The organism is Mesorhizobium sp. NZP2234, assembly GCF_013170765.1.
Classification (GTDB): Bacteria; Pseudomonadota; Alphaproteobacteria; order Rhizobiales; family Rhizobiaceae; genus Mesorhizobium; species Mesorhizobium loti_D.
Genome location: NZ_CP033364.1, coordinates 6,321,254 through 6,338,681 on the forward strand (window position 1 = coordinate 6,321,254; position 17,428 = coordinate 6,338,681).

The following is a 17,428-nucleotide window of genomic DNA, read 5'->3' on the forward strand; positions in this document are numbered from 1 at the left end:
CGCTACAACCCAAACAGCCGAAAGGTGGTGCGGCCGGAGAGCTCGCGCACGGCATCGAGTTTTTGCAGCCGCTCGAACAGTCGTCGCGCCGCAAAACGCGACAGGCTTTTCGTCGTCAGCGAGCCGGAGACGGCGTCGTCGTCGAGCAGTCTTTGGATCACATCGCCTGCTCCCTTTGCCCTGAGCTTCGGTGCGACAGCGATGAGCCGCTCCGCGCGCCGCGACAGCTCGGCAGCCAGCCGGCAGGCGTCCGCCGCCGCCTGCGCCAGCGCCAGGCACACCGCCCGCTCAAACCCTTTTTCGCCAGGCCGGATCCGCTTGCCGCCGCCAAGCTCGGACCGAAACGTCGGGCCTAAAGAGTGTGCCATCAGCAGCGGCAGCGGGCGCGGCCAGCCCAGGTTTTGCGCCAACACCAGGTCGGCGAGCCACCAGGCTAAAAGCTCGGAGTCGGGTCGCATGGCAACGACGTAAGCGGCGATTGCCGCGGCGGCGAACGGTGCCGGCCGCCCCGAGCGCGCCTGGTCGTCGATGTGCTCACCAAGCTCGGCCAGCGCCTCGCCGTCCCAGTGCAGCCCGAGCTTCTCGGTGACCCGTGCCAGGCGATCGACGGCGGCGGTTGGCGGCACGAGCGGGAGCTGCCGCCAGGTGCCGAAGATGGCGCCGGCAGGACCAGGATCGGCTCCGGCAGGGCACAAGTGCCAGGCATCGCGCAAGGCGGCCTCGCTCTCGGCGCGGCCGGCCAGCCGCATGCCGGCGGCGGCACAGCGAAGCGCCAGCCGCTGGCGCCAGGCGCCGGCCCAGGAAGGCTGCGCCCGTGCGAGGCTGTCGAGCGCGCCCAAGGCAGCGCCGGCCTGGAAAGCGGCGTCAGCGTCGCTCGGCCCGCCGCCGGCGGCAAGCGCCCAGGCTGGAACAGTCGGCTGCGCGGCGGGCTGGCGGTCGCGGGATCGAGGCGAATCATGGTTTGGAGGGTAAAGTGCCGGTGCGCATTGTGCTATTATTTTCATGTCAAAACGCACAGCCTGTCGGCGTGATAAAACGAATGATAATCTTGCATTATCAGCCGTTTAAATCGTCACGATATCCATACCTCTAAGTAAGCCGGCTAACCATGCAGCTCTCGACGGAGCGCGCTTTCTGCTGCGCGGACGAAGATTCCGTGCAGCCATGTCACGAAACACTCGGCCCGCTCCTCTGCCGCCCGATGGTCCATGAAACCCCCTCCCCGCGCATGATCCCGGACACCTCCTTTCCGATGTACCGATCAAGCACCGGCCTCCATGGCACGAGCGTGAACTCGCGCGACTTATCGATCACGGCATATTTGCCGCTGGCAAGCTCGACCGATCGGCGCAGCGTGCCTTCTATTCGTTCTCCAGGCTGCGCTTCGGCATACGAGAGACCGAGCTGATCCGACAGCTGGCCGGCGACACGGTTCAGCTCGCGCTGGCGCAGGATCGAAATCATGTTGGCACGATAGACGACCCGGTCCTGTTCTTCGTGCGCGAGGCCTTGCGCGATCAGCCACTGCCGCCGACGGGCATGCGCCTCCCGCACCTCATGCCCGAAGCCTGAGTTGCGCAACGGCTCCGGTCTCTCGGCAACCAGGTTCCGGTCGAGCCAGGTGGCGCCTTCGAAGCTGACTTGGCGTTCCAGCGGCATTGATGAGAGCTTCTCGACTATCACAGGCTCGACCCTGGCCCGCAGGCGCTCGTATTCCGCGACACGATCGAGATGATCCGGCGCGATGATCCAGGTGCCATTCGGCTCGCGCTCCACGCCGCCGGTGGAGCGCCGGATCGCCTCCAGCCGGCGGATATGCGTCTCGGCAAAGCTTTCGGTGGCGAACGCATCATGCTTGAGGTGCATATCGACGCTGTAACGGCCGCCGTGTGCGGTAGCGATGTCGGCGATTGTACGGTCGACTTGCCTGGGCTTGGTATCCCTCGACGTGACACGCACGATGCAGCCGTCGGGCGTCGGTTCTGTCAACTCGCCTTTGCCGATGTCTATCCAATGGCTTTTGCCGTCAACGCCGTCGACGATGAGGTAATGCCGATCGTTGATTTCGTCGGCGAGCCCGCGCGCGACGAGGCGGCCGACGACCGGTGGGGAGGGCTCTTCACGTCGATCGTGGACAAGGTAATCGGCGGCACTGCGAGCGAGCCCCTTGCCAGTCAGTTCGCGGTGCATGGTCTTGATGATGTCGCCGCGTTCGCCGGTGCGGCGCAGCGTGGCTTCCAGCTCATCATCCAGGCGCCAGCGGACCGGGTCGACCTCCTCGGCTAAGCCCATCCGCTCGAGCTTGCGCAGACGGCCTTGATGCAGCGTCTGGCGAAAGGCGTCGCGGCCGTCCGTAGAAACAAGTCGGTCCTCATCGCGCATGCGCAGCAGCTGCCGGTCGATGCTGGTGAAGCGTTCCTGCTCCATTTCCTGGCGCAAGCGCTGTTCAATCTCGCGGTCGGTGCGGGGACCGAGGTCGAGGCTCACCAGTTCGGCCGCCCGTTCGCGGATGCCGCTCGAAATATACTCCCGCGCGATGACGAGGTTTTCGCCGCGATCATCCTTGCCGCGGACAATGATATGGGTGTGCGGATGGCCGGTGTTGAAATGGTCGACGGCAACCCAGTCGAGCCTGGTGCCGAGATCCTCCTCCATCTGCGCCATGAGCCGCCGCGTCAGCGGCTTGAGGTCGTCATACTCAATGCCGTCTTCCGGTGCGACGATAAAGCGGAATTGATGCCGGTCGCTATCCGCGCGATCGACGAAGGCCTTACTGTCGATGCGATCACTGCCGGGGCCATAGAGTTTGCCGGGTTCGCCTTCCCTGGTGACGCCATCGCGCTGGATGTAGCGCAGATGCGCACGCGCTCCGTCCGCACCCTTGCCGGCCAGCTTCACAATCCGCGCCTTGACCATCACCCGCCGCTGCCGGAAGGCGGCATACCGGTCGCGTGACTTGAGCAGCGCGGCCGCCGCCCCGCCGCGGCCAGTCCGGCTCCCCGTGAAGCGACCGCCGCGCTGGAGGCGGCCGCCGGCTCGGTTGATCGCTGCCTTGACCTGGCCGGCATAGCGCTTGCCTGCTTTCGAGCCGCGCGAGCCGATCTTGCCGAGCTTCGGCCTGAACTCATCGTCCTGCATACCAGCCTCCGGGCAAATTCAAGCGAAACCTGAGTCTCGCTGGCCCACCCTCCTGGCGCCGCCGGCAGCCTCCGGCAAAAACGATGTGCAGACAAAGGCTTCGCCGCCTCATGGAGGCGGTGCCTTTATCTTGCCTTACGCGCCCCTCGCCTTAAGCGTCCCTGGCCCCTCCCGGATGCCCTCAACATCGCTAGCCATTGTGCTTCTTTGGCCGCGGGCGATCCCTGCCGAGCGGCACGAAAAGGCCGCCATTCGTTTCACCGGCGCGAACACCGCCGCGAAGGAAGAACAAAGAGCGTCCGGAGGGAGCGTTCCGCCCCTTTGAAGTTGTGGATTGGCCTTTGAATTCGTTCATGTCGGCCGCCGAAATCCCCGTCGCCTCAAGCTGTTTCAGATAGGCAACGGTCTCTTTCGGCAGCGGCCTTCGAAGCTTCAAATGGCCTTCATAGCGCTCGGGTCCAGCGTTGTAGGCGGCAAACAGGCCGGGGAATCCGAAACGCTTATACATGGCGCTGAGATAGGCGGTTCCGGCCAAGATGTTGTCGCGCGGATCGTGCGGGTCGGCTCCCAGACCGTGCTCGACGCGCATCTCCTGATAGGTGCCGGGCATCACCTGCATAAGGCCCATGGCGCCGGCGCGGGAGGTGATGGGACGGCCATCGAGGACGGTCTTGCCGCGGCTTTCGGCATCGATGACGGCGCAAATCCAGGCCTGGGGAATGTGGAAGCGTGCGCTTGCTTCCGATACGAAGTGCTGCCATCGTTGCAGCTGCGGACTTTGGGAGATGACGGCTGGCTCAGCGCCGGCCGAGGCGGAACAGGCGCATGGCGCGACGGCGATCATGCCGAGCATCAGGAGGGTCACTCGGTCCATAGCGGCACCAGCCTCCCGATGATGTTTTCGGCCGGCACCGGCCCGAAATAGCGACTGTCGAAGGAGTGATTTTTTTCGTTGCCGAGCAGGAAAACCTCGTCATGGGCGAGCGCTCGGCAGCCGTTCCACCAGGGCAGCGGACGGCCTTGCGTGTCGATTTTGAGCCGACGGGCGACGATCTCGCCGCCTATGATGATGGCATTACTAAAGGCGCAGACATGCTCGTCCGGCAGCGCGGCGAGACGCTTCACCAGCGGTATATTGCGAGGCAGATAACCGCGTTGGTCGGCGAGATAGGCAACGAAGCCAGGCGGGCGGGCGAGCACAAGATCGCCGCGCGCAGGCGTGCCAGACCCAACGCGATAGAGACCGACCGGCGCGCTAGCCGAGGCGTTCCAGACCAGCAAGGGAGACGGCTTTGGGAGCGCCGTGAAGCCTGTCAGGCTCAGGCCAATGGCGGCGATGGCGATTGCCTTGCGCGCCCGAACGCGCCGCAAACGGCTGCCGATCAGATGGATGGAAGGCCGCTGGCTCATGAGCGGGCTCCCTCGTCGGCTGAGCCGGACCCGCCCTTGTCATCGTCGGAGCCGGGTTCTGGCGGGCGGCCTTTCGACCAGTCGTCGAGTTCGTCGATGTGGTAGCGGACATAGCGGCCATGCTTGCGGTATTTCGGGCCGCCGCCGGTCAGCCGCATCTTTTCCAGGGTGCGCTGGGACAGGCCGATATAGAAGGCAGCCTGCGCGGTGTTCAGAAACGGACTGCCCTTCTTGGCGCGGGCCGCGCGGTCGTTTTCGTCGTCCATGATGGTCCTCGTTTCGGTTCGGACAAGCGACCGCGAGGATCGGCGAGCGAGGTCGTCGTGGGGACGGGCGAAGAGTCGGGTGGGAGTTTTCGCCGCCCCTTCGGGCGAGCGTCGGCGGGAAACCCCCGCGCCGAGTTGCGGCGCGAGGGCTTGAGCCGGCCGGTCAGTCGGCCGGGTTCCAGATGACGGCGTAGGTGTCTTGATCGTCTTGGCCGGCGGCGCGGCCGAGATTGGCATAGAGCTTGCGCGGACCGAACTCCGGTGCGGCGATGGACAAGCTCACATAGTCGTTGCCGGAAGTCTCCCCGGTTCGGATCCAGCCCGCGCCGACCTCGACCCCCTGCGTCAGCACCCGGAAGTCGGGATGGTTGTCGGCGGACTTGCTCCGATTGGGCACGATGTCGATGTCGGCGCGGACGCTGAGTGTCCTGAGCTGGCCTTTGTAGCTGCCGTTTTCCTGCTTGTTGACGTAACCGATCGCGGTCATTTTCCTGTCTCCTTTTGCTGTCGCCGGGGACCATTCCCCTGCGATGGCGGACCGTGATGGGCGCGTCCGGACCGCGCGAACCCGGCAGGGCCGCAGCGGCAGCGAAGGACCCGAGCGGGCAGCTTTTTTGAAGCGAAGCGGCGCGAGGAAGCCGCGTCATGCGGCGGGGAAAAAAGCTGGTGGCGAGGGTTTCGGGCGGGCTGGAACCGCCCATAGGTCAATGAGCCAGCCGCAGGGGAATGGCCCTCAAGACGTGTGGGGACAGGTCGCGTGATCGGGTGAGCACAACAAACGATCGGAACGCGTGCGGCGGGTTCCGCACGCTCAACACCGTGCCGGATCGATAAATGTGCCCGTGCACCGGAAGCTCCAGCAGGCATCTCGGCGTGGTAATCGAGCACTGACAAGGGCGAGCTTTGGCGGCCGGATGTTGTTGCCGGAGGCGGGGTCCAAGGGGCGGAACGTGCAGCCAACGCGCCCCGGAGAGGCGCCAACCCGCGGCTATCGACGAGCCGCCTCGGCATGGCGGACTCATTCGAGGGTAAGCAGCGACCGGGCCTTGGTCGAAATCCGCGTCAGCAGGTTCCCGTGGAGCGAAACCGATCGTCTCGGCGTGATCGAGGAACTCGACCACATTGATACCGATTGCCTTCGCGAGGTCCCCCTGGCTGAGACCAGACGCTTTCCTTTGATCGACGCGGACATGCCCGGGGTGATCGGCCAGCCGCCATCCGCTAAGGTTAGGTCGTTCCTAGCGGCGCGGCGGGCACAGCTGAGCCCGCGTCCGAAGTGACGAGGAAAGGGTATTGCTCCCCCGATTTCCGAAGAAGGCCACGGGTTGCAATTGCCCCCGTACCGGCAGACCGGCCGTCGCGATGTTGTGGTCGCGCTTGCGACATTCTTGTCCGCCTTCGGAACACAACAATGTTTTCGGATAGGCGCGCACGAGGCAGCAAATCAAGGAATCTCAATCATGCAAAACGCCGTGACGCCCAGCCGGACTCGATCCTCACCGCGTGGAGACCGGCGCGCCGTGATGAAGAGCTCAAGGGTGTCAAAGACCTTCCTCGACAGGGGGAACAGCAACAGCGCGATGGTAGAGGCGCGACGGCCGCGTCTTCGCAAGTTGCCAGCCTGCGCACGCAATTACACGCTAGAGACAAAGCCTTACGCGGTCGATGCAGTGCCCGCCGGCGTGCGGCAATGCATCGGCTCGGCCCGTCGGGAACGGTTTTCGTCTTCCCTAGCCGGTGCGGTAGTTCTGACTACTCCGACAGTACAGCACCTTTGCTCGGTCCGGATGACCAAGCGATTGTGCGGCGCGCGCGGTCTCGGTCAAGGCACGGCGCCCTGCTCAAGCCGACAGGGCTTCGGCAAAAGATAGTCCGATTCGGTGCCCCCAAATGCAATGGCATAGCGCTTGCTGTTATCCGTTAGAGCCCATCAAAGCACGTAGAAAGCTATGAACAGAACCATGGCAAAAACGCGAAGTTCCATACAAGCGCCCAAGGAGACCGTGCACATTTGCGCCGAACGCCCCCTCCAGACGTCCCTGCTCCGGTATCTGATTTGCAATGGCTGGTTCGAGACTGACGGAGCCGTGGCGCTCGCCCAATTGTCGCTTACCCGCCTCCGCCGCCAGGAGGATGCCTTTTGGAACACGGCTCGACCAAGTGCGGCCTCTCGGTCTCAGGACTGTCGCCGACGCGATCAACGTGCATCAGGCGACGGTAAGCCGGGTGACGTCGAACACATACATGCAGCCCCCGCGCGAAGTGTTCGAACTGAAGTATTTTTTCACCGTCGCGAGCGCGTCCTCCCAAGGTGGCGACGCGCGGCCCCCCGAAGCTGTCCGCCATCGGATCAAGGCGACAATCGCCGACGAATCGCAATGCTTTCCGACGACGACATCGTCGTCCGGCCCAAGGAAAGGGCCATCGATTTGCGCGCCGCACCGTCACAAAATAGCGCGAAGCGATGAACATCCCCTCGTCCGTGCAATGCCGCAGGGAATGGCGCTTCTGGCGTTAATGCGGGTCAACGCAGCCACCCGAGTTTGCAGCACATCCAAACTGGAGACCCTGTTGATGACCGAATCCGCTACGGGCTTCATGGACGGAGTTCTGCATGACCCAGAACAGCCAGATCAACGGTCTGGTCCCGCATGGGGTGCAGTCATTTCGCTTGCCTTAGGCACCTTCGGGCTTGTGACGGCAGAGTTTCTGCCTGCCAGCGTGCTGACGCCGCTCGCGCATGATCTCTCTATCACCGAGGGTGCAGTTGGACAGGCGCTGACAACGACCGCCATTGTGGGGGCGATCTCGGCGCCGACGATGGCCGTCATCACAAGGCCCCTGGACCGCAGGATCGTCATATGGGCGATGACGCTGCTGCTGATCCTGTCGAACGTTCTATCGGCCGTCGCGGGGTCGCTGCCGGTTCTCCTGGCCGCCCGCGTCGTGCTCGGCATAGCACTCGGAGGGTTCTGGTCGATTTCGGCAGCGCTGGCGATGCGGCTCGTTCCAAGTCACCTCCTGCGGCGCGCCATGTCGATCATCCTCACCGGCGTTACCTGCGCTACCGTTTGCGCGGCTCCAATCGGCGCCTATGTCGGCGATATCTGGGGATGGCGAACCGCCTTCATGATCGCTGCGGTCGTCGGCGCCGTTACGCTGGTAGTGCAACTCATAACCATTCCGAGGCTGGCTCCGATTGGAGTGACGAGCTTCCGCAGTCTGCTGGATGTGGCCAAGAATCCGATGATCAAAGTCGCGATGTTGGTCGTCCTGCTGGTCGCTTCCGGGCACTTCGCCGGCTTCACCTATATCCGCGCCTTCCTTGAGAAGTTTCCCGCGCTTGATATCGAGACGATCTCGCTCGTGTTGCTCGCCTTTGGCATCGGCGGCTTCTTCGGCAATTTGGCCGGCGGATTCCTGGCCGAGCACAGCCTCAAGGCAGCCGCGGCCCTGCCGCCCCTGCTCATAGCGATGGCCACTGTCTCGCTGCTGACGCTGGGAGCATCGGCTTGGGCCACGGCGATTGCGGTTACCGTATGGGGCTTTGCCTTCGGCGCGGTGCCGGTGGGACTGCAGACATGGATGGTACTGCACGCCGCTCCCGAGCAGGCCGAAAGCGCCGGTGGGCTGATGGCCGCAACGTTCCAGGTGGCCATCGCAGCGGGCGCGATTTTCGGCGGACTGCTGATGGACAATGCCGGCGTCGCCAGTGCCCTTGCCTACAGCGCCGTTGCCTCGTTCCTCGCCGCCCTGACAGTGTTCTTGCTCGGCCCGAAGCGCGAACCCCAGACCACCTGACAGAGAGGCCATCAGTGCAGCGCGGGAAAGATGCAATCATCAGCCGCGCGGTGCGATCCTACACACGATTTTTGGCGGTTGCAGGCCTCGTCTCCGGGTGATCGGACGTTGTTGTCCGGTCGATTTCGACCGGCGGGGGCGTTTCGAATGATGGTGCCGACGAGAGAAACTAAGAGAGTGCCGAACCGGACCGCCTCGCCGTCGACCGCTCTGGCACGGCGACAATGTCGCTGCAGTGTGGGTATAACCACCTGAATTTTGAAAGATCCTCCAACAGGCGAGAACACGCTACGTGGCCACACGGCCGCTGCTAACCGTCAGAGCGTGCGGTCTAGGCGGCTTTGTCTTGCGGCGAGCATCGGGCGGATCGCGCGCCTGATCTCTTACATGAAGCTCGGGGCCGAATATGCCCCGCAGCTTCTGATTCGGCCCGAAATAGTAGGATCGTTCGGCGATGTCGTAGTTGTATTCACCAACTGTGATCCAGCCGCGATTGAACGTCGACAGACCCGCGCGGCTTTCCAGCGGCGGAATCTCAAGCGCCGCCTGCCCTTTGGTAAGGCGGCTTACCGGAATTCGGCAGGATGACGCGACGAGTTATCTCACGCTCAGGATCCCGGCAATTCGGTGCAGTGCATTGCGAAAACCTTCAGCCTCGCACAGCTTGCGGTAAAAGTACTTCTTCCACTTCACGTTTTTGGTGTTGCCGGCTGCCAGCGTGGGGAAACACGTGGCACGCGTCATGCAAAATCATCGAATTTGCGTCAGACCCAATTTTGCACGCCGGTTCGCACCCGTATGAGGCGCTGAGTAAATCGAGACTGAGACCAGGAGTGCCCGCGACTTCACATGCGGGATGCCTCCTGCAACATTATCTCCCGCATCCAGATGCTTGCCGGATCACTGTTGTGAAGGGTGGGCCATTGGACGGCCTCGGTGAACGTGGGTAGTGGCCGCGGAAGTTCGATGATCCGCAGGGGAAAGGTTTTTTTGAAATGCTGAACCAGCCGGAAGGGCATGGTCGCTATACGAGCTGTGCCTGAGACCATCGGCGGGATCATGCTAAAGGCCTGCACGACGATCTCGACACGTCTCTTGAGACCATGCTCAAGCAAAAACTGTTCCTCGATGGAGGGCATCTGGGCACCGCCGACCCTGAACGCAATGTGCTTCATCGATACGTATCTCTCGAATGTAAGCTGCCGTGGCAACTGCTTGTTCGTGGGGCAGCCCACGCACACGAATGTCTCGTCGAACAGCGCCGCTCTTGGATGGGCGCTTGACATGAAAAATTCCGGAAGAATCAGAAAATCGACGTCACCGCGCCGGAGAAGCTCATCGGGGTCGTGGTCGAGCGGCCGCAATTCGAAGCTGACGGCGGGTGCTTCGCGTGCAACCCGCTCCACGACCTTTTCAAAAAACACGAGTGTGGCGAAATCGGAAAGAATGATCCTGAAGCGGCGATTGGATTGAGCCGGATTAAACGGATCCCAAGAAATAATCGAGCATTGGATGTGCAAGAGTGCGCCACGAACTGCGGGGGCGAGTGTTTCCGCACGCGGGGTTAGAACGCGTTCGCGGCCGCTCATCGTAAACAGTTCATCGTTGAAATAGTTGCGCAGCCGGGCGACGGCCGCGCTCATGGCCGGCTGACTAAGGTTGATGCTGCTTGCTGCGGCCGTGAGGTTGCGCGCGGTCAGCAGTGCGTCGAGCACGACGAGAAGGTTCAGATCAAGGCCTTTGAAACGCATGCCTCATCTGTCCGTAACGTGGTTGTTTGTCATCGTGACCATTATGGGCGCTCGTTTACGGTCCCACTCAGAGGCGTTGTGTCCCGACCTGCCGCCCGCGCGCGTGGAGGACGTGCTCGTCGTAGTTATGGGGATAGCGCGGCCTATGAGCGAATGGCCGACCGGTACAACAGTCGATCGGATAGGTCCGGAGCTATGAAACATGTCGATTACAGATGCGAATTTTTCACGTGGCTAATTGATTACAGATTGAGATTTGAGCAGACTTGGGCGTGGCGGCGCTCCGACAACGATCCGCGACACATATCCGAGGTTGCGCGCAATACTGCGAATTGCCATCGCTATGACGACAATCGCCACTCCAAGCACAGTTGCGAAGGCGATTCTGGTCGTGAGATTCCAGACTTCTCCAAACTGTATCAAATCCATGAGGCGAAACACGGCACCCTGGACCAGGTAAAGCAGCAGCGTGCTCTGACCAAGCTGCACCGCGACAAAGCGAGCTACTCTAGTCGAATAGACAAGTCTCCAGCATTGTAACATAGACTGCATTGCTACCGCAGAAGCCGCCAAAGAGCCAGAGAACATCAGAAAAACTTGTTTAGCTGACTGTTCATCATGAATTAAAACGAGATTGTTGTAGGCATAAGTCTCCTTGCCCCACCAGAGGAAGCATATGAAAGCCGATATCGAAAATAAGACAACAAAAATCGATTTGTAACGCCAGATGACGCGATTCTGCCATCCGATCGGCCGGGCAAACAGGAACCCTAAACAATAAAATGGGTAAGTGTATTTTAACAACGGGGTTATTGATAACGTGATGGGTGCGAATGCGACCGCAATTGCAGATGCGCTTATGATCCACATCGATAGACGGTTGAACGTTGTAAGAACTCTAATCAGAATGAACGAAATAAATGCGGCCCATATGAACCAGTAAGTTCCAATAACTTCCGTCAACAAATATAACAGAGTATCAGTCAAACTCTTCGTAGGAAAAATAACTGCGGACTTTAACGTCCAAATCAACGTACACCAAAATAGCATTGGCAGTAGTAGCTGCATTGCCCGCTCACCGACACCCTGGGTGAACGATTTTCGCAAAATTGCCCCAGAAGAAAGGTATCCGCTTATCGCCATAAAGAGAGGCATATGAAACATGTAGATCGACTTGAAATACGGCGACAGCCAGAAAGCGTCGGTGCCCTGGTAGATTAAATATTGTAACAAGTGCCCAATTATCACCAAAGTAATGAGTATGCCTTTGGCGAAATCAAAGCTTAGGTCTCGGTTGTTTGTCCCTGCTGGGCACGAGCCGCGTCCCTTCGCTCCGGCTCTTATGTGATCAAGCATCAGACTCCAGCCTATCTGTTGCAGTTGCTACTTGCCGTTTCTGGGCACGGCGAGCGCGGTGCAAAGGATCGAAAATCACGCGGATCGCGGCGTGGTATGGAGGGCCGATTGGCTGCAACCGAGCGGACAAAATCCCAGTGCCTGATCGCAAACCTCGAGCGCATTGGCGGTCGCATGTGTGGCGATGCGAACGCCCGGCACTATGGTCGTCTGGCCGTCTCTGCAGAACCTCTCAAGATGGTTTCGCAACGGGTGCCGAACCATGCCAAAAGCGAATGGAATGCCACGCTGCTGCAGCACCGGCCGCATGATGCGGATAGAATGACTCATTCCGAGTCTCTCAAGATCCAGATGCATCCTGTACGATCCGAGCTCGCCTACCAAGAAATCAACCTCGCCAAACGTGAAGAAATGGCGCAGCAGGTCCTAGTGAGCTGCTACGCCGTGCACCTCAGAGCCGATTGCGCGAACCTTCGGCCCTGCACCGGCCCAGCTACAACCGCCTGAAAGCCCCTGTCGCCCATAGGCCTTTTGGAAGAAGGCGGAGAGTTCGACATGATCGGCTACTTACAAGTCATTTCCCAGCACACGCTGCAGAGGCAGTGGCGTGATCGGGCGCATGTCAAGTGCGGTCATCTATGCAGCGCCCTGGAAGTTTGGTAAAATCGATTGTTTAGATCGCGAGCATCCACGCTATGGATAAGTGAAAGATGCGCTTCAAGGGCCTTGATCTGAACCTTCTCGTCGTGCTCGACGCACTGCTGACCGCGCGCAACCTCACGGCGGCGGCAAGCAGCATCAACCTTAGTCAGCCGGCCATGAGCGCGGCCGTCGCCCGGCTGCGCGACTATTTCAACGATGAACTGTTTACGACGAGCGGCCGCGAACGTGTTCTAACCCCGCGTGCGGAAACACTCGCCCCCGCAGTTCGCAGCGCACTGCTGAACATCCAGTGCTCGATTATCTCTTGGGATCCGTTTAATCCGGCTCAATCCGATCGCCGCTTCAGGATCATTCTTTCCGATTTCGCCACACTCGTGTTTTTTGAAAAGGTCGTGGAGCGGGTTGCACGCGAAGCACCCGCCGTCAGCTTCGAATTGTTGCCTATCGACGACGACCCCGATGAGCTTCTCCGGCGCGGTGACGTCGATTTTCTGATTTTTCCAGAATTGTTCATGTCAAGCGCCCATCCAAGGGCGGCGCTGTTCGACGAGACGCTCGTGTGCGTGGGCTGCTCCACGAACAAGCAGCTGCCACGGCAGCTTACATTCGAGAGATACATGTCGATGAGGCACGTTGCGGTCAAGTTCGGGCGGACGCTGAAGCCCTCAATCGAGGAACGGTTTTTTCTTGAGCATGGTCTCAAGAGACGTGTCGAGATCGTTGTGCAGGCCTTTAGCATGATCCCGCCGATGGTCTCAGGCACAGCTCGTATAGCGACCATGCCCTTCCGGCTGGTTCAGCATTTCAAAAAAACCTTCCCCCTGCGGATCATCGACCTTCCGCTGCCACTACCCACGTTCACCGAGGCCCTTCAATGGCCCGCCCTTCACAACAGTGATCCGGCAAGCATCTGGCTGCGAGAGATATTGCTACAGGAGGCGTCTCGAATGACTTCTCCGGGGGACGCCAAAAGGCGCCCCAGGCAGCCCTAATTTACTCCCGCGTCTCACGCCGGCACTCGCGTCAATAGCCCGTGTCGGAAGAGAGCGATGCTCGCGGCAAGTGCGCCTGCGAGGTCGTCCAGCGGGTGGGCTGCGTCGACAAACGGTGCGAATGAGAAGGGCCCCCCATAGCCGCCATCAAGCAGCGCCCGGATCTGGCTGCCATTGTCGGAACCGACTAGGACGCGATCCGGGTAAATCCAGTGGATCGGATCGTTCACGCTTGAAATGTGGACGAGACCGGTCAGCTCGGAGGAGAAGAACGTCTCCCCGGCAAGCGTGTGGTGGAACGTGTCGTGCACGAGGCGGAAGACGGATTGGCCATCAATGGCGGCAATGGCCTTAGCCGCTTCGTTCTTCGATCGAAGCGAGCAGGTCCGGAAGCCCAGCGGCTCGATGAGACCGATCAGACCGCGCGACTGGAGGATCGGCTTGAGCGCCTTCAAGGCGACGCGGAGATCGCCGCGGCGCTCGACATTGGCGGGCCAGGAGCCGTCGTTGACCGGCACCAGCATGAGCGTCTTGGCTCCGCAGGCCGCTGCATAATCGGCGAGCTTGCTCGCCTCGGCCCTGCGGGCGGGGGTCCACTCATTGAAGCGCTGGAGGGCATTGACGGAAATAATCCCAACGCCTGTGTCGGCGGCCGCAGACCGGACGTCCGCCGCCGGCATGCCGCGTGCAATGGCATTGCTGCCCGGTTGGCTGCGGATCTGGACATCGGTTAGGCCCTGGTCGCGGGCAAAAGCGAAAAGTGCCCTGACGTCAAGTCCGGGCGTCGCCAAATAATCGAGTGCAAAGCGGGGCGATGCTTGGCGCATGGCTTGGCTTTCCTTCCATGAAACGGGCGTCATTCTCGGCTGACTGGCTTCTACCGTGCGTTGATTCGCGAGGGCCGAAATGATGGGCATGAGCGAGGCGAGGCAGTCGTACTCACGTTTCTCTCACGCTATGTTTTTCTCTCATTTATGAGCCGACGTTCACCCAAACGGCGGTGCCGCGCCTCCTGAGACATGGCTTGAATAGGTGCAATGACCGAACTGGCTCGCAGCCATCCAACTGCTTCCGCAAGGTACCCGCCAACCCTGAAAGATGCCCAACCGATCAGATTCAAACTCAAGCAGCAGGGTGTTTCGCCAGAGCGAGGCAGACGCCCAGCGCGATCATCGCGCCGCCTGACGCCTCCCTCAGGCGGCGGATCAACCCGGGACGCGCTGCCGCGCCGTCTTGAATGCCGCTGGCCACGACGGCAACCACGATGTCGGCGAGCGTGTTGAGCGCAATGGACACGGAGCCAAGCACCACGAATTGCAGAGCTATGAGCCCTGCGCTCGGATTCACGAACTGCGGAATGAAGGCGAGGAAGAAGATTGCCGTCTTCGGGTTGAGCGCCTCGACCAGTACCCCTTCACGAAACGCCCGCCGGGGTCCGACTGGACCCACTGCGGCGCCGTCATCGCCGCCAGTCGCTCCCTTGAGGCGGGCGGCTTGAAAGGTGCGAAAGCCGAGCCAGACGAGGTAGACCGCGCCGAACAGCTTTAATGCGGAGAACAGTTCCGAGCTTTCGAGCACGATCGCGGAAACACCTAAGCTTGCGGCGAGGACGTGGATCATGCCCCCCAACCCCGTGCCGAAGCTAGAAGCGATACCTTCCCGACGACCACCGGCGAGCGTGCGCGCGGCAACGTAGAAGATGCCCGGACCGGGGGTGATGGCGAGCACGGAGGCCGCGGCGAGGTACAGGGCGAATGGGGTCAGTTCTGGCATGATGGTCGATTCCGACGAAGATTATTTTGGGATGAGAGCGGCGACGTCGCGGTCAGATGCCCGCTCGCTCGCCGCAAGGCCCGCCGCCACGCCAGCGCGGTCGGCCGCGTTCCGGTTCTGGCTCATTTTGCGCTTGCCCTCCAGCCTCGTGATTGGCATGCGCAGGCCGACGATTCCCCGGAGTTGCGCCTGTACAAAATCCGGCGGCGCGTCCGACACGGCCCAAGGCGAGGCGCGCTCGCCCTCGTGGTGGTCGGTCAGCCGATTCACGACGTCCAGCAGTCTTCCCGCATCCTCGAAGAACTCGACCGGGCCATAGGCGTGGACGGCGACGTAATTCCAGGTCGGGACGACCTTCCCGGTTTCCCGCTTGGTCGCATACCATGCCGGCGTCACGTAAGCGTCCGGCCCCATGAAGATGGCCAAGCCGTCGCCCAGCGGCGGAACACGGCACTGGGGATTGGCCTTCGCCAGGTGCCCGTAGATCACGCCGTGCTCGCCCTCGCTTTCGTCAAGGAAGAGGGGCAGTGGCGTTGCGAGCGGCCCTTCCGCCGTGACGGTAACGAAGTTCGCCAGCAGCGCCGCGCGAATGGTCGCGCGCAGGCATTCCTTGTCGTCGTCGCGGAAAGCGGGAGGGATGTACATCGCGAAACTCCTTGCGTTACCAAGTCAGGTATCGGCAAGCTGGCCCGTTGGAAACAGCCAGTCAGAAGCTATTTAGGTAGTCCAGTTGGTGAAAGATGGCATCGCGCGCCGGATCAGAGCACCGGAATCCCCGGTGCCGGTCACGGTATGCGAATTGCTTGCCAAACCTTTTGGACGCAGCCAGCGATCCCGCAGGGTCGCGCTATGTGAGCCTGCGGCAAGCCCAATGAAATCGATCCAACGCGAAGTGGACCATACATTCAAACAATCGTCGAAGAGTGAACCTACCGGCGGTGCTGGGCCATGCCGAGAGCGTGCGCGGGTCCTCATCGTAGCAGGTGACAACAGACGTCTAGGCTTAGCCAACTGTCGGAGCCGACCAGTTCGTCCGATGTGCTTGTTCGCAGGGCGTAAACGGCCTGTAAGCCTTCATAAGCGAGACCACACAGGTACTGGCTGGGAAAGCAGGTCCATGCGATCTCGCATTTCAGTGATGTTCTGGAAGCGAGCGAATTTCATATCCGCAGGCATCTAATGCAGGAATCAGATTGGACAGCGCCATAACGGTCTGGTTGCGCAGACTGGCTTGAGTGCTCCGTGTCGACTCGTCGGGAGGGCATCCGTCGTGCAAGAGCACGATTGCGCCGGGGCGTACCGAGGCGAGCACTGCATCGACGATCGCGTCGGTGCCGGGGCGCGACCAGTCTCTTGGGTCGATCGACCAATGAAGGGCCGCGAGCCCCGCGATCTCTGAGGCAGTGAACACTTCTTCGCTCCAGGCGCCGTATGGCGCGCGAATGTAGCGGATCGAGGCCTGCGGGCATGCCAGCATGATGGCCTGGTTCGCCTCAAATACCTCACGTTGCACTTCGCCCAAACCGCATTTGGACAGGTCCGGATGAGACATCGTGTGGTTGCCTACCTCATGCCCTTCTGCGATCATTCGTTGGATGAGATCCGGATGCTCTGCGGCGTAAGCACCAATGACGAAGAATGTCGCTGGCACCCGATTTTGCGCCAGCACATCGAGTATCTGTGGTGTGAAACATGGATTGGGACCGTCGTCAAACGTCAGATAAACGCTTCGACGCCCGGTGCCGTCAGCGCATTCACTCTGCGCCTCCCATCTGTCATCGAGACGTCTCATAGCTGCGAACCCTTGCGGTCAATTGTTGTACCGGTCGGCCGTTCGCAATCGGCATAACCCCGATCCTTGAGGTAGGGGCCTACGCTATCGGGGGGAGCTTGTCGCGAAGAGCCGACGCGATGCAGCTTGCGCCGATCACCGATGTACCTGGTCGAAAAGGGGATCGGCTCGCTCGATGTTCGGTGCAGACCAGGAGGGACACACCAGAAAATGCTCCTCGGAGCCAACGCATGCATCGACAATCTCCTTAGGGCTGCATCCTTGAATTCTTCCTATGGGACGTTCTGTCGAATCGGCAAAATCGATTGTTTCGATGACAAGCATCCACGTTGCGGATAGATGAGACAAAGGCTTGGATCGCGCGCAACCTCACGGCGGCAGCAGCATCAACCTTAGTCAGCCGGCCATGAGCGCGGCAGTCGCCCGGCCGCGCGACTATTCAACGATGAACTGTTTATGATGAGCGGCCGCGAATGCGTTCTAACC

General features: G+C 61.1%; 15 protein-coding genes and 4 pseudogenes. 6 read left to right on the forward strand and 13 right to left on the reverse strand.

The features are described 5' to 3' along the window. Window positions 1-2 precede the first annotated feature (2 nt). The 6 genes and pseudogenes from EB230_RS30500 to EB230_RS30525 all read right to left on the reverse strand — a co-directional run bounded on the left by EB230_RS30500 (window position 3) and on the right by EB230_RS30525 (window position 5,301). Window positions 3-958: pseudogene (locus EB230_RS30500) on the reverse strand (DUF1403 family protein). 209 nt (window positions 959-1,167) lie between these two features. After that, entirely contained in the window at window positions 1,168-3,138 is a 1,971-nt protein-coding gene (gene rlxS / locus EB230_RS30505; RefSeq protein WP_172374557.1) for a relaxase/mobilization nuclease RlxS, read from the reverse strand. 190 nt (window positions 3,139-3,328) lie between these two features. Then, window positions 3,329-4,012, reverse strand: a complete 684-nt coding sequence (locus tag EB230_RS30510; RefSeq protein ID WP_172374559.1) for a lytic transglycosylase domain-containing protein — start codon at window positions 4,010-4,012, stop codon at window positions 3,329-3,331. Beyond that, complete coding sequence (locus tag EB230_RS30515; RefSeq protein ID WP_006328934.1) at window positions 4,000-4,548, reverse strand: S26 family signal peptidase; 549 nt, start codon at window positions 4,546-4,548, stop codon at window positions 4,000-4,002. The genes EB230_RS30510 and EB230_RS30515 overlap by 13 nt, the downstream gene beginning before the upstream one ends. Next, window positions 4,545-4,814, reverse strand: a complete 270-nt coding sequence (locus tag EB230_RS30520; RefSeq protein WP_006328932.1) for a helix-turn-helix domain-containing protein — start codon at window positions 4,812-4,814, stop codon at window positions 4,545-4,547. The genes EB230_RS30515 and EB230_RS30520 overlap by 4 nt, the downstream gene beginning before the upstream one ends. Before the next feature lie 163 nt (window positions 4,815-4,977). Next, window positions 4,978-5,301 carry a DUF736 domain-containing protein gene (locus EB230_RS30525; RefSeq protein ID WP_006328923.1) on the reverse strand — a complete coding sequence of 108 codons (324 nt, stop codon included), beginning with the start codon at window positions 5,299-5,301 and terminating at the stop codon, window positions 4,978-4,980. A 1,646-nt stretch (window positions 5,302-6,947) separates the two neighbouring features. Here EB230_RS30525 and EB230_RS32815 point away from each other — a divergent pair. Both EB230_RS32815 and EB230_RS30535 read left to right on the forward strand, forming a co-directional pair. After that, window positions 6,948-7,133, forward strand: a pseudogene (locus tag EB230_RS32815) (RNA polymerase sigma-54 factor); the annotation flags it as partial. 255 nt (window positions 7,134-7,388) lie between these two features. Then, on the forward strand, window positions 7,389-8,615 hold the full coding sequence (locus tag EB230_RS30535; RefSeq protein ID WP_172374561.1) for an MFS transporter: 1,227 nt from the start codon (window positions 7,389-7,391) through the stop codon (window positions 8,613-8,615). A gap of 535 nt (window positions 8,616-9,150) precedes the next feature. Here EB230_RS30535 and EB230_RS30540 read toward each other — a convergent pair. Then, a pseudogene (locus tag EB230_RS30540) lies at window positions 9,151-9,350 on the reverse strand (nitrogen fixation protein NifQ); the annotation flags it as partial. A gap of 110 nt (window positions 9,351-9,460) precedes the next feature. Further along, window positions 9,461-10,366 (reverse strand): LysR family transcriptional regulator, encoded by a 906-nt coding sequence (locus EB230_RS30545; RefSeq protein ID WP_107652890.1) that lies wholly within the window; start codon window positions 10,364-10,366, stop codon window positions 9,461-9,463. 43 nt (window positions 10,367-10,409) lie between these two features. Here EB230_RS30545 and EB230_RS32820 point away from each other — a divergent pair, with 43 nt between their 5' ends. Next, on the forward strand, window positions 10,410-10,565 hold the full coding sequence (locus EB230_RS32820) for a hypothetical protein (protein WP_281410926.1): 156 nt from the start codon (window positions 10,410-10,412) through the stop codon (window positions 10,563-10,565). Between the two features lie 35 nt (window positions 10,566-10,600). Here EB230_RS32820 and nolL read toward each other — a convergent pair whose 3' ends face one another. After that, window positions 10,601-11,722, reverse strand: a complete 1,122-nt coding sequence (nolL, locus tag EB230_RS30555; protein WP_172374565.1) for a nodulation factor fucose acetyltransferase NolL — start codon at window positions 11,720-11,722, stop codon at window positions 10,601-10,603. Window positions 11,723-11,830: 108 nt separating this feature from the next. On the opposite strand from nolL, the gene EB230_RS32825 reads away from it, so the two are divergent. Both EB230_RS32825 and EB230_RS30570 read left to right on the forward strand, forming a co-directional pair. Next, window positions 11,831-12,229 (forward strand): hypothetical protein, encoded by a 399-nt coding sequence (locus tag EB230_RS32825; protein WP_246738874.1) that lies wholly within the window; start codon window positions 11,831-11,833, stop codon window positions 12,227-12,229. 203 nt (window positions 12,230-12,432) lie between these two features. Further along, a complete protein-coding gene (locus EB230_RS30570) occupies window positions 12,433-13,377 on the forward strand; it encodes a LysR family transcriptional regulator (RefSeq protein WP_172374569.1) in 945 nt (314 codons plus the stop codon). A 14-nt stretch (window positions 13,378-13,391) separates the two neighbouring features. Here the strand turns inward: EB230_RS30570 and EB230_RS30575 are convergent, their stop codons facing one another. The 4 genes from EB230_RS30575 to nodB all read right to left on the reverse strand — a co-directional run bounded on the left by EB230_RS30575 (window position 13,392) and on the right by nodB (window position 16,942). After that, window positions 13,392-14,204 carry a TIM barrel protein gene (locus EB230_RS30575; RefSeq protein WP_161633554.1) on the reverse strand — a complete coding sequence of 271 codons (813 nt, stop codon included), beginning with the start codon at window positions 14,202-14,204 and terminating at the stop codon, window positions 13,392-13,394. Between the two features lie 295 nt (window positions 14,205-14,499). Continuing rightward, a complete protein-coding gene (locus EB230_RS30580) occupies window positions 14,500-15,150 on the reverse strand; it encodes a LysE family translocator (protein WP_172374571.1) in 651 nt (216 codons plus the stop codon). Between the two features lie 21 nt (window positions 15,151-15,171). Continuing rightward, a complete protein-coding gene (locus EB230_RS30585; protein WP_006328898.1) occupies window positions 15,172-15,795 on the reverse strand; it encodes an FMN-binding negative transcriptional regulator in 624 nt (207 codons plus the stop codon). Window positions 15,796-16,282: 487 nt separating this feature from the next. Further along, the gene (gene nodB, locus EB230_RS30590; protein ID WP_107652895.1) at window positions 16,283-16,942 is read right to left on the reverse strand and encodes a chitooligosaccharide deacetylase NodB; all 660 of its coding nucleotides are present in this window, start codon (window positions 16,940-16,942) and stop codon (window positions 16,283-16,285) included. A 379-nt stretch (window positions 16,943-17,321) separates the two neighbouring features. On the opposite strand from nodB, the pseudogene EB230_RS30595 reads away from it, so the two are divergent. Then, window positions 17,322-17,428: pseudogene (locus EB230_RS30595) on the forward strand (LysR family transcriptional regulator); the annotation flags it as partial.

Coding starts and splice junctions, on each gene's coding strand:
- rlxS (WP_172374557.1), bottom strand. CDS start 3,138: ATGCAGGACGATGAGTTCAGGCCGAAGCTCGGCAAGATCGGCTCGCGC.
- EB230_RS30510 (WP_172374559.1), bottom strand. CDS start 4,012: ATGGACCGAGTGACCCTCCTGATGCTCGGCATGATCGCCGTCGCGCCA.
- EB230_RS30515 (WP_006328934.1), bottom strand. CDS start 4,548: ATGAGCCAGCGGCCTTCCATCCATCTGATCGGCAGCCGTTTGCGGCGC.
- EB230_RS30520 (WP_006328932.1), bottom strand. CDS start 4,814: ATGGACGACGAAAACGACCGCGCGGCCCGCGCCAAGAAGGGCAGTCCG.
- EB230_RS30525 (WP_006328923.1), bottom strand. CDS start 5,301: ATGACCGCGATCGGTTACGTCAACAAGCAGGAAAACGGCAGCTACAAA.
- EB230_RS30535 (WP_172374561.1), top strand. CDS start 7,389: ATGACCGAATCCGCTACGGGCTTCATGGACGGAGTTCTGCATGACCCA.
- EB230_RS30545 (WP_107652890.1), bottom strand. CDS start 10,366: ATGCGTTTCAAAGGCCTTGATCTGAACCTTCTCGTCGTGCTCGACGCA.
- EB230_RS32820 (WP_281410926.1), top strand. CDS start 10,410: ATGGGCGCTCGTTTACGGTCCCACTCAGAGGCGTTGTGTCCCGACCTG.
- nolL (WP_172374565.1), bottom strand. CDS start 11,722: ATGCTTGATCACATAAGAGCCGGAGCGAAGGGACGCGGCTCGTGCCCA.
- EB230_RS30570 (WP_172374569.1), top strand. CDS start 12,433: ATGCGCTTCAAGGGCCTTGATCTGAACCTTCTCGTCGTGCTCGACGCA.
- EB230_RS30575 (WP_161633554.1), bottom strand. CDS start 14,204: ATGCGCCAAGCATCGCCCCGCTTTGCACTCGATTATTTGGCGACGCCC.
- EB230_RS30580 (WP_172374571.1), bottom strand. CDS start 15,150: ATGCCAGAACTGACCCCATTCGCCCTGTACCTCGCCGCGGCCTCCGTG.
- EB230_RS30585 (WP_006328898.1), bottom strand. CDS start 15,795: ATGTACATCCCTCCCGCTTTCCGCGACGACGACAAGGAATGCCTGCGC.
- nodB (WP_107652895.1), bottom strand. CDS start 16,942: ATGAGACGTCTCGATGACAGATGGGAGGCGCAGAGTGAATGCGCTGAC.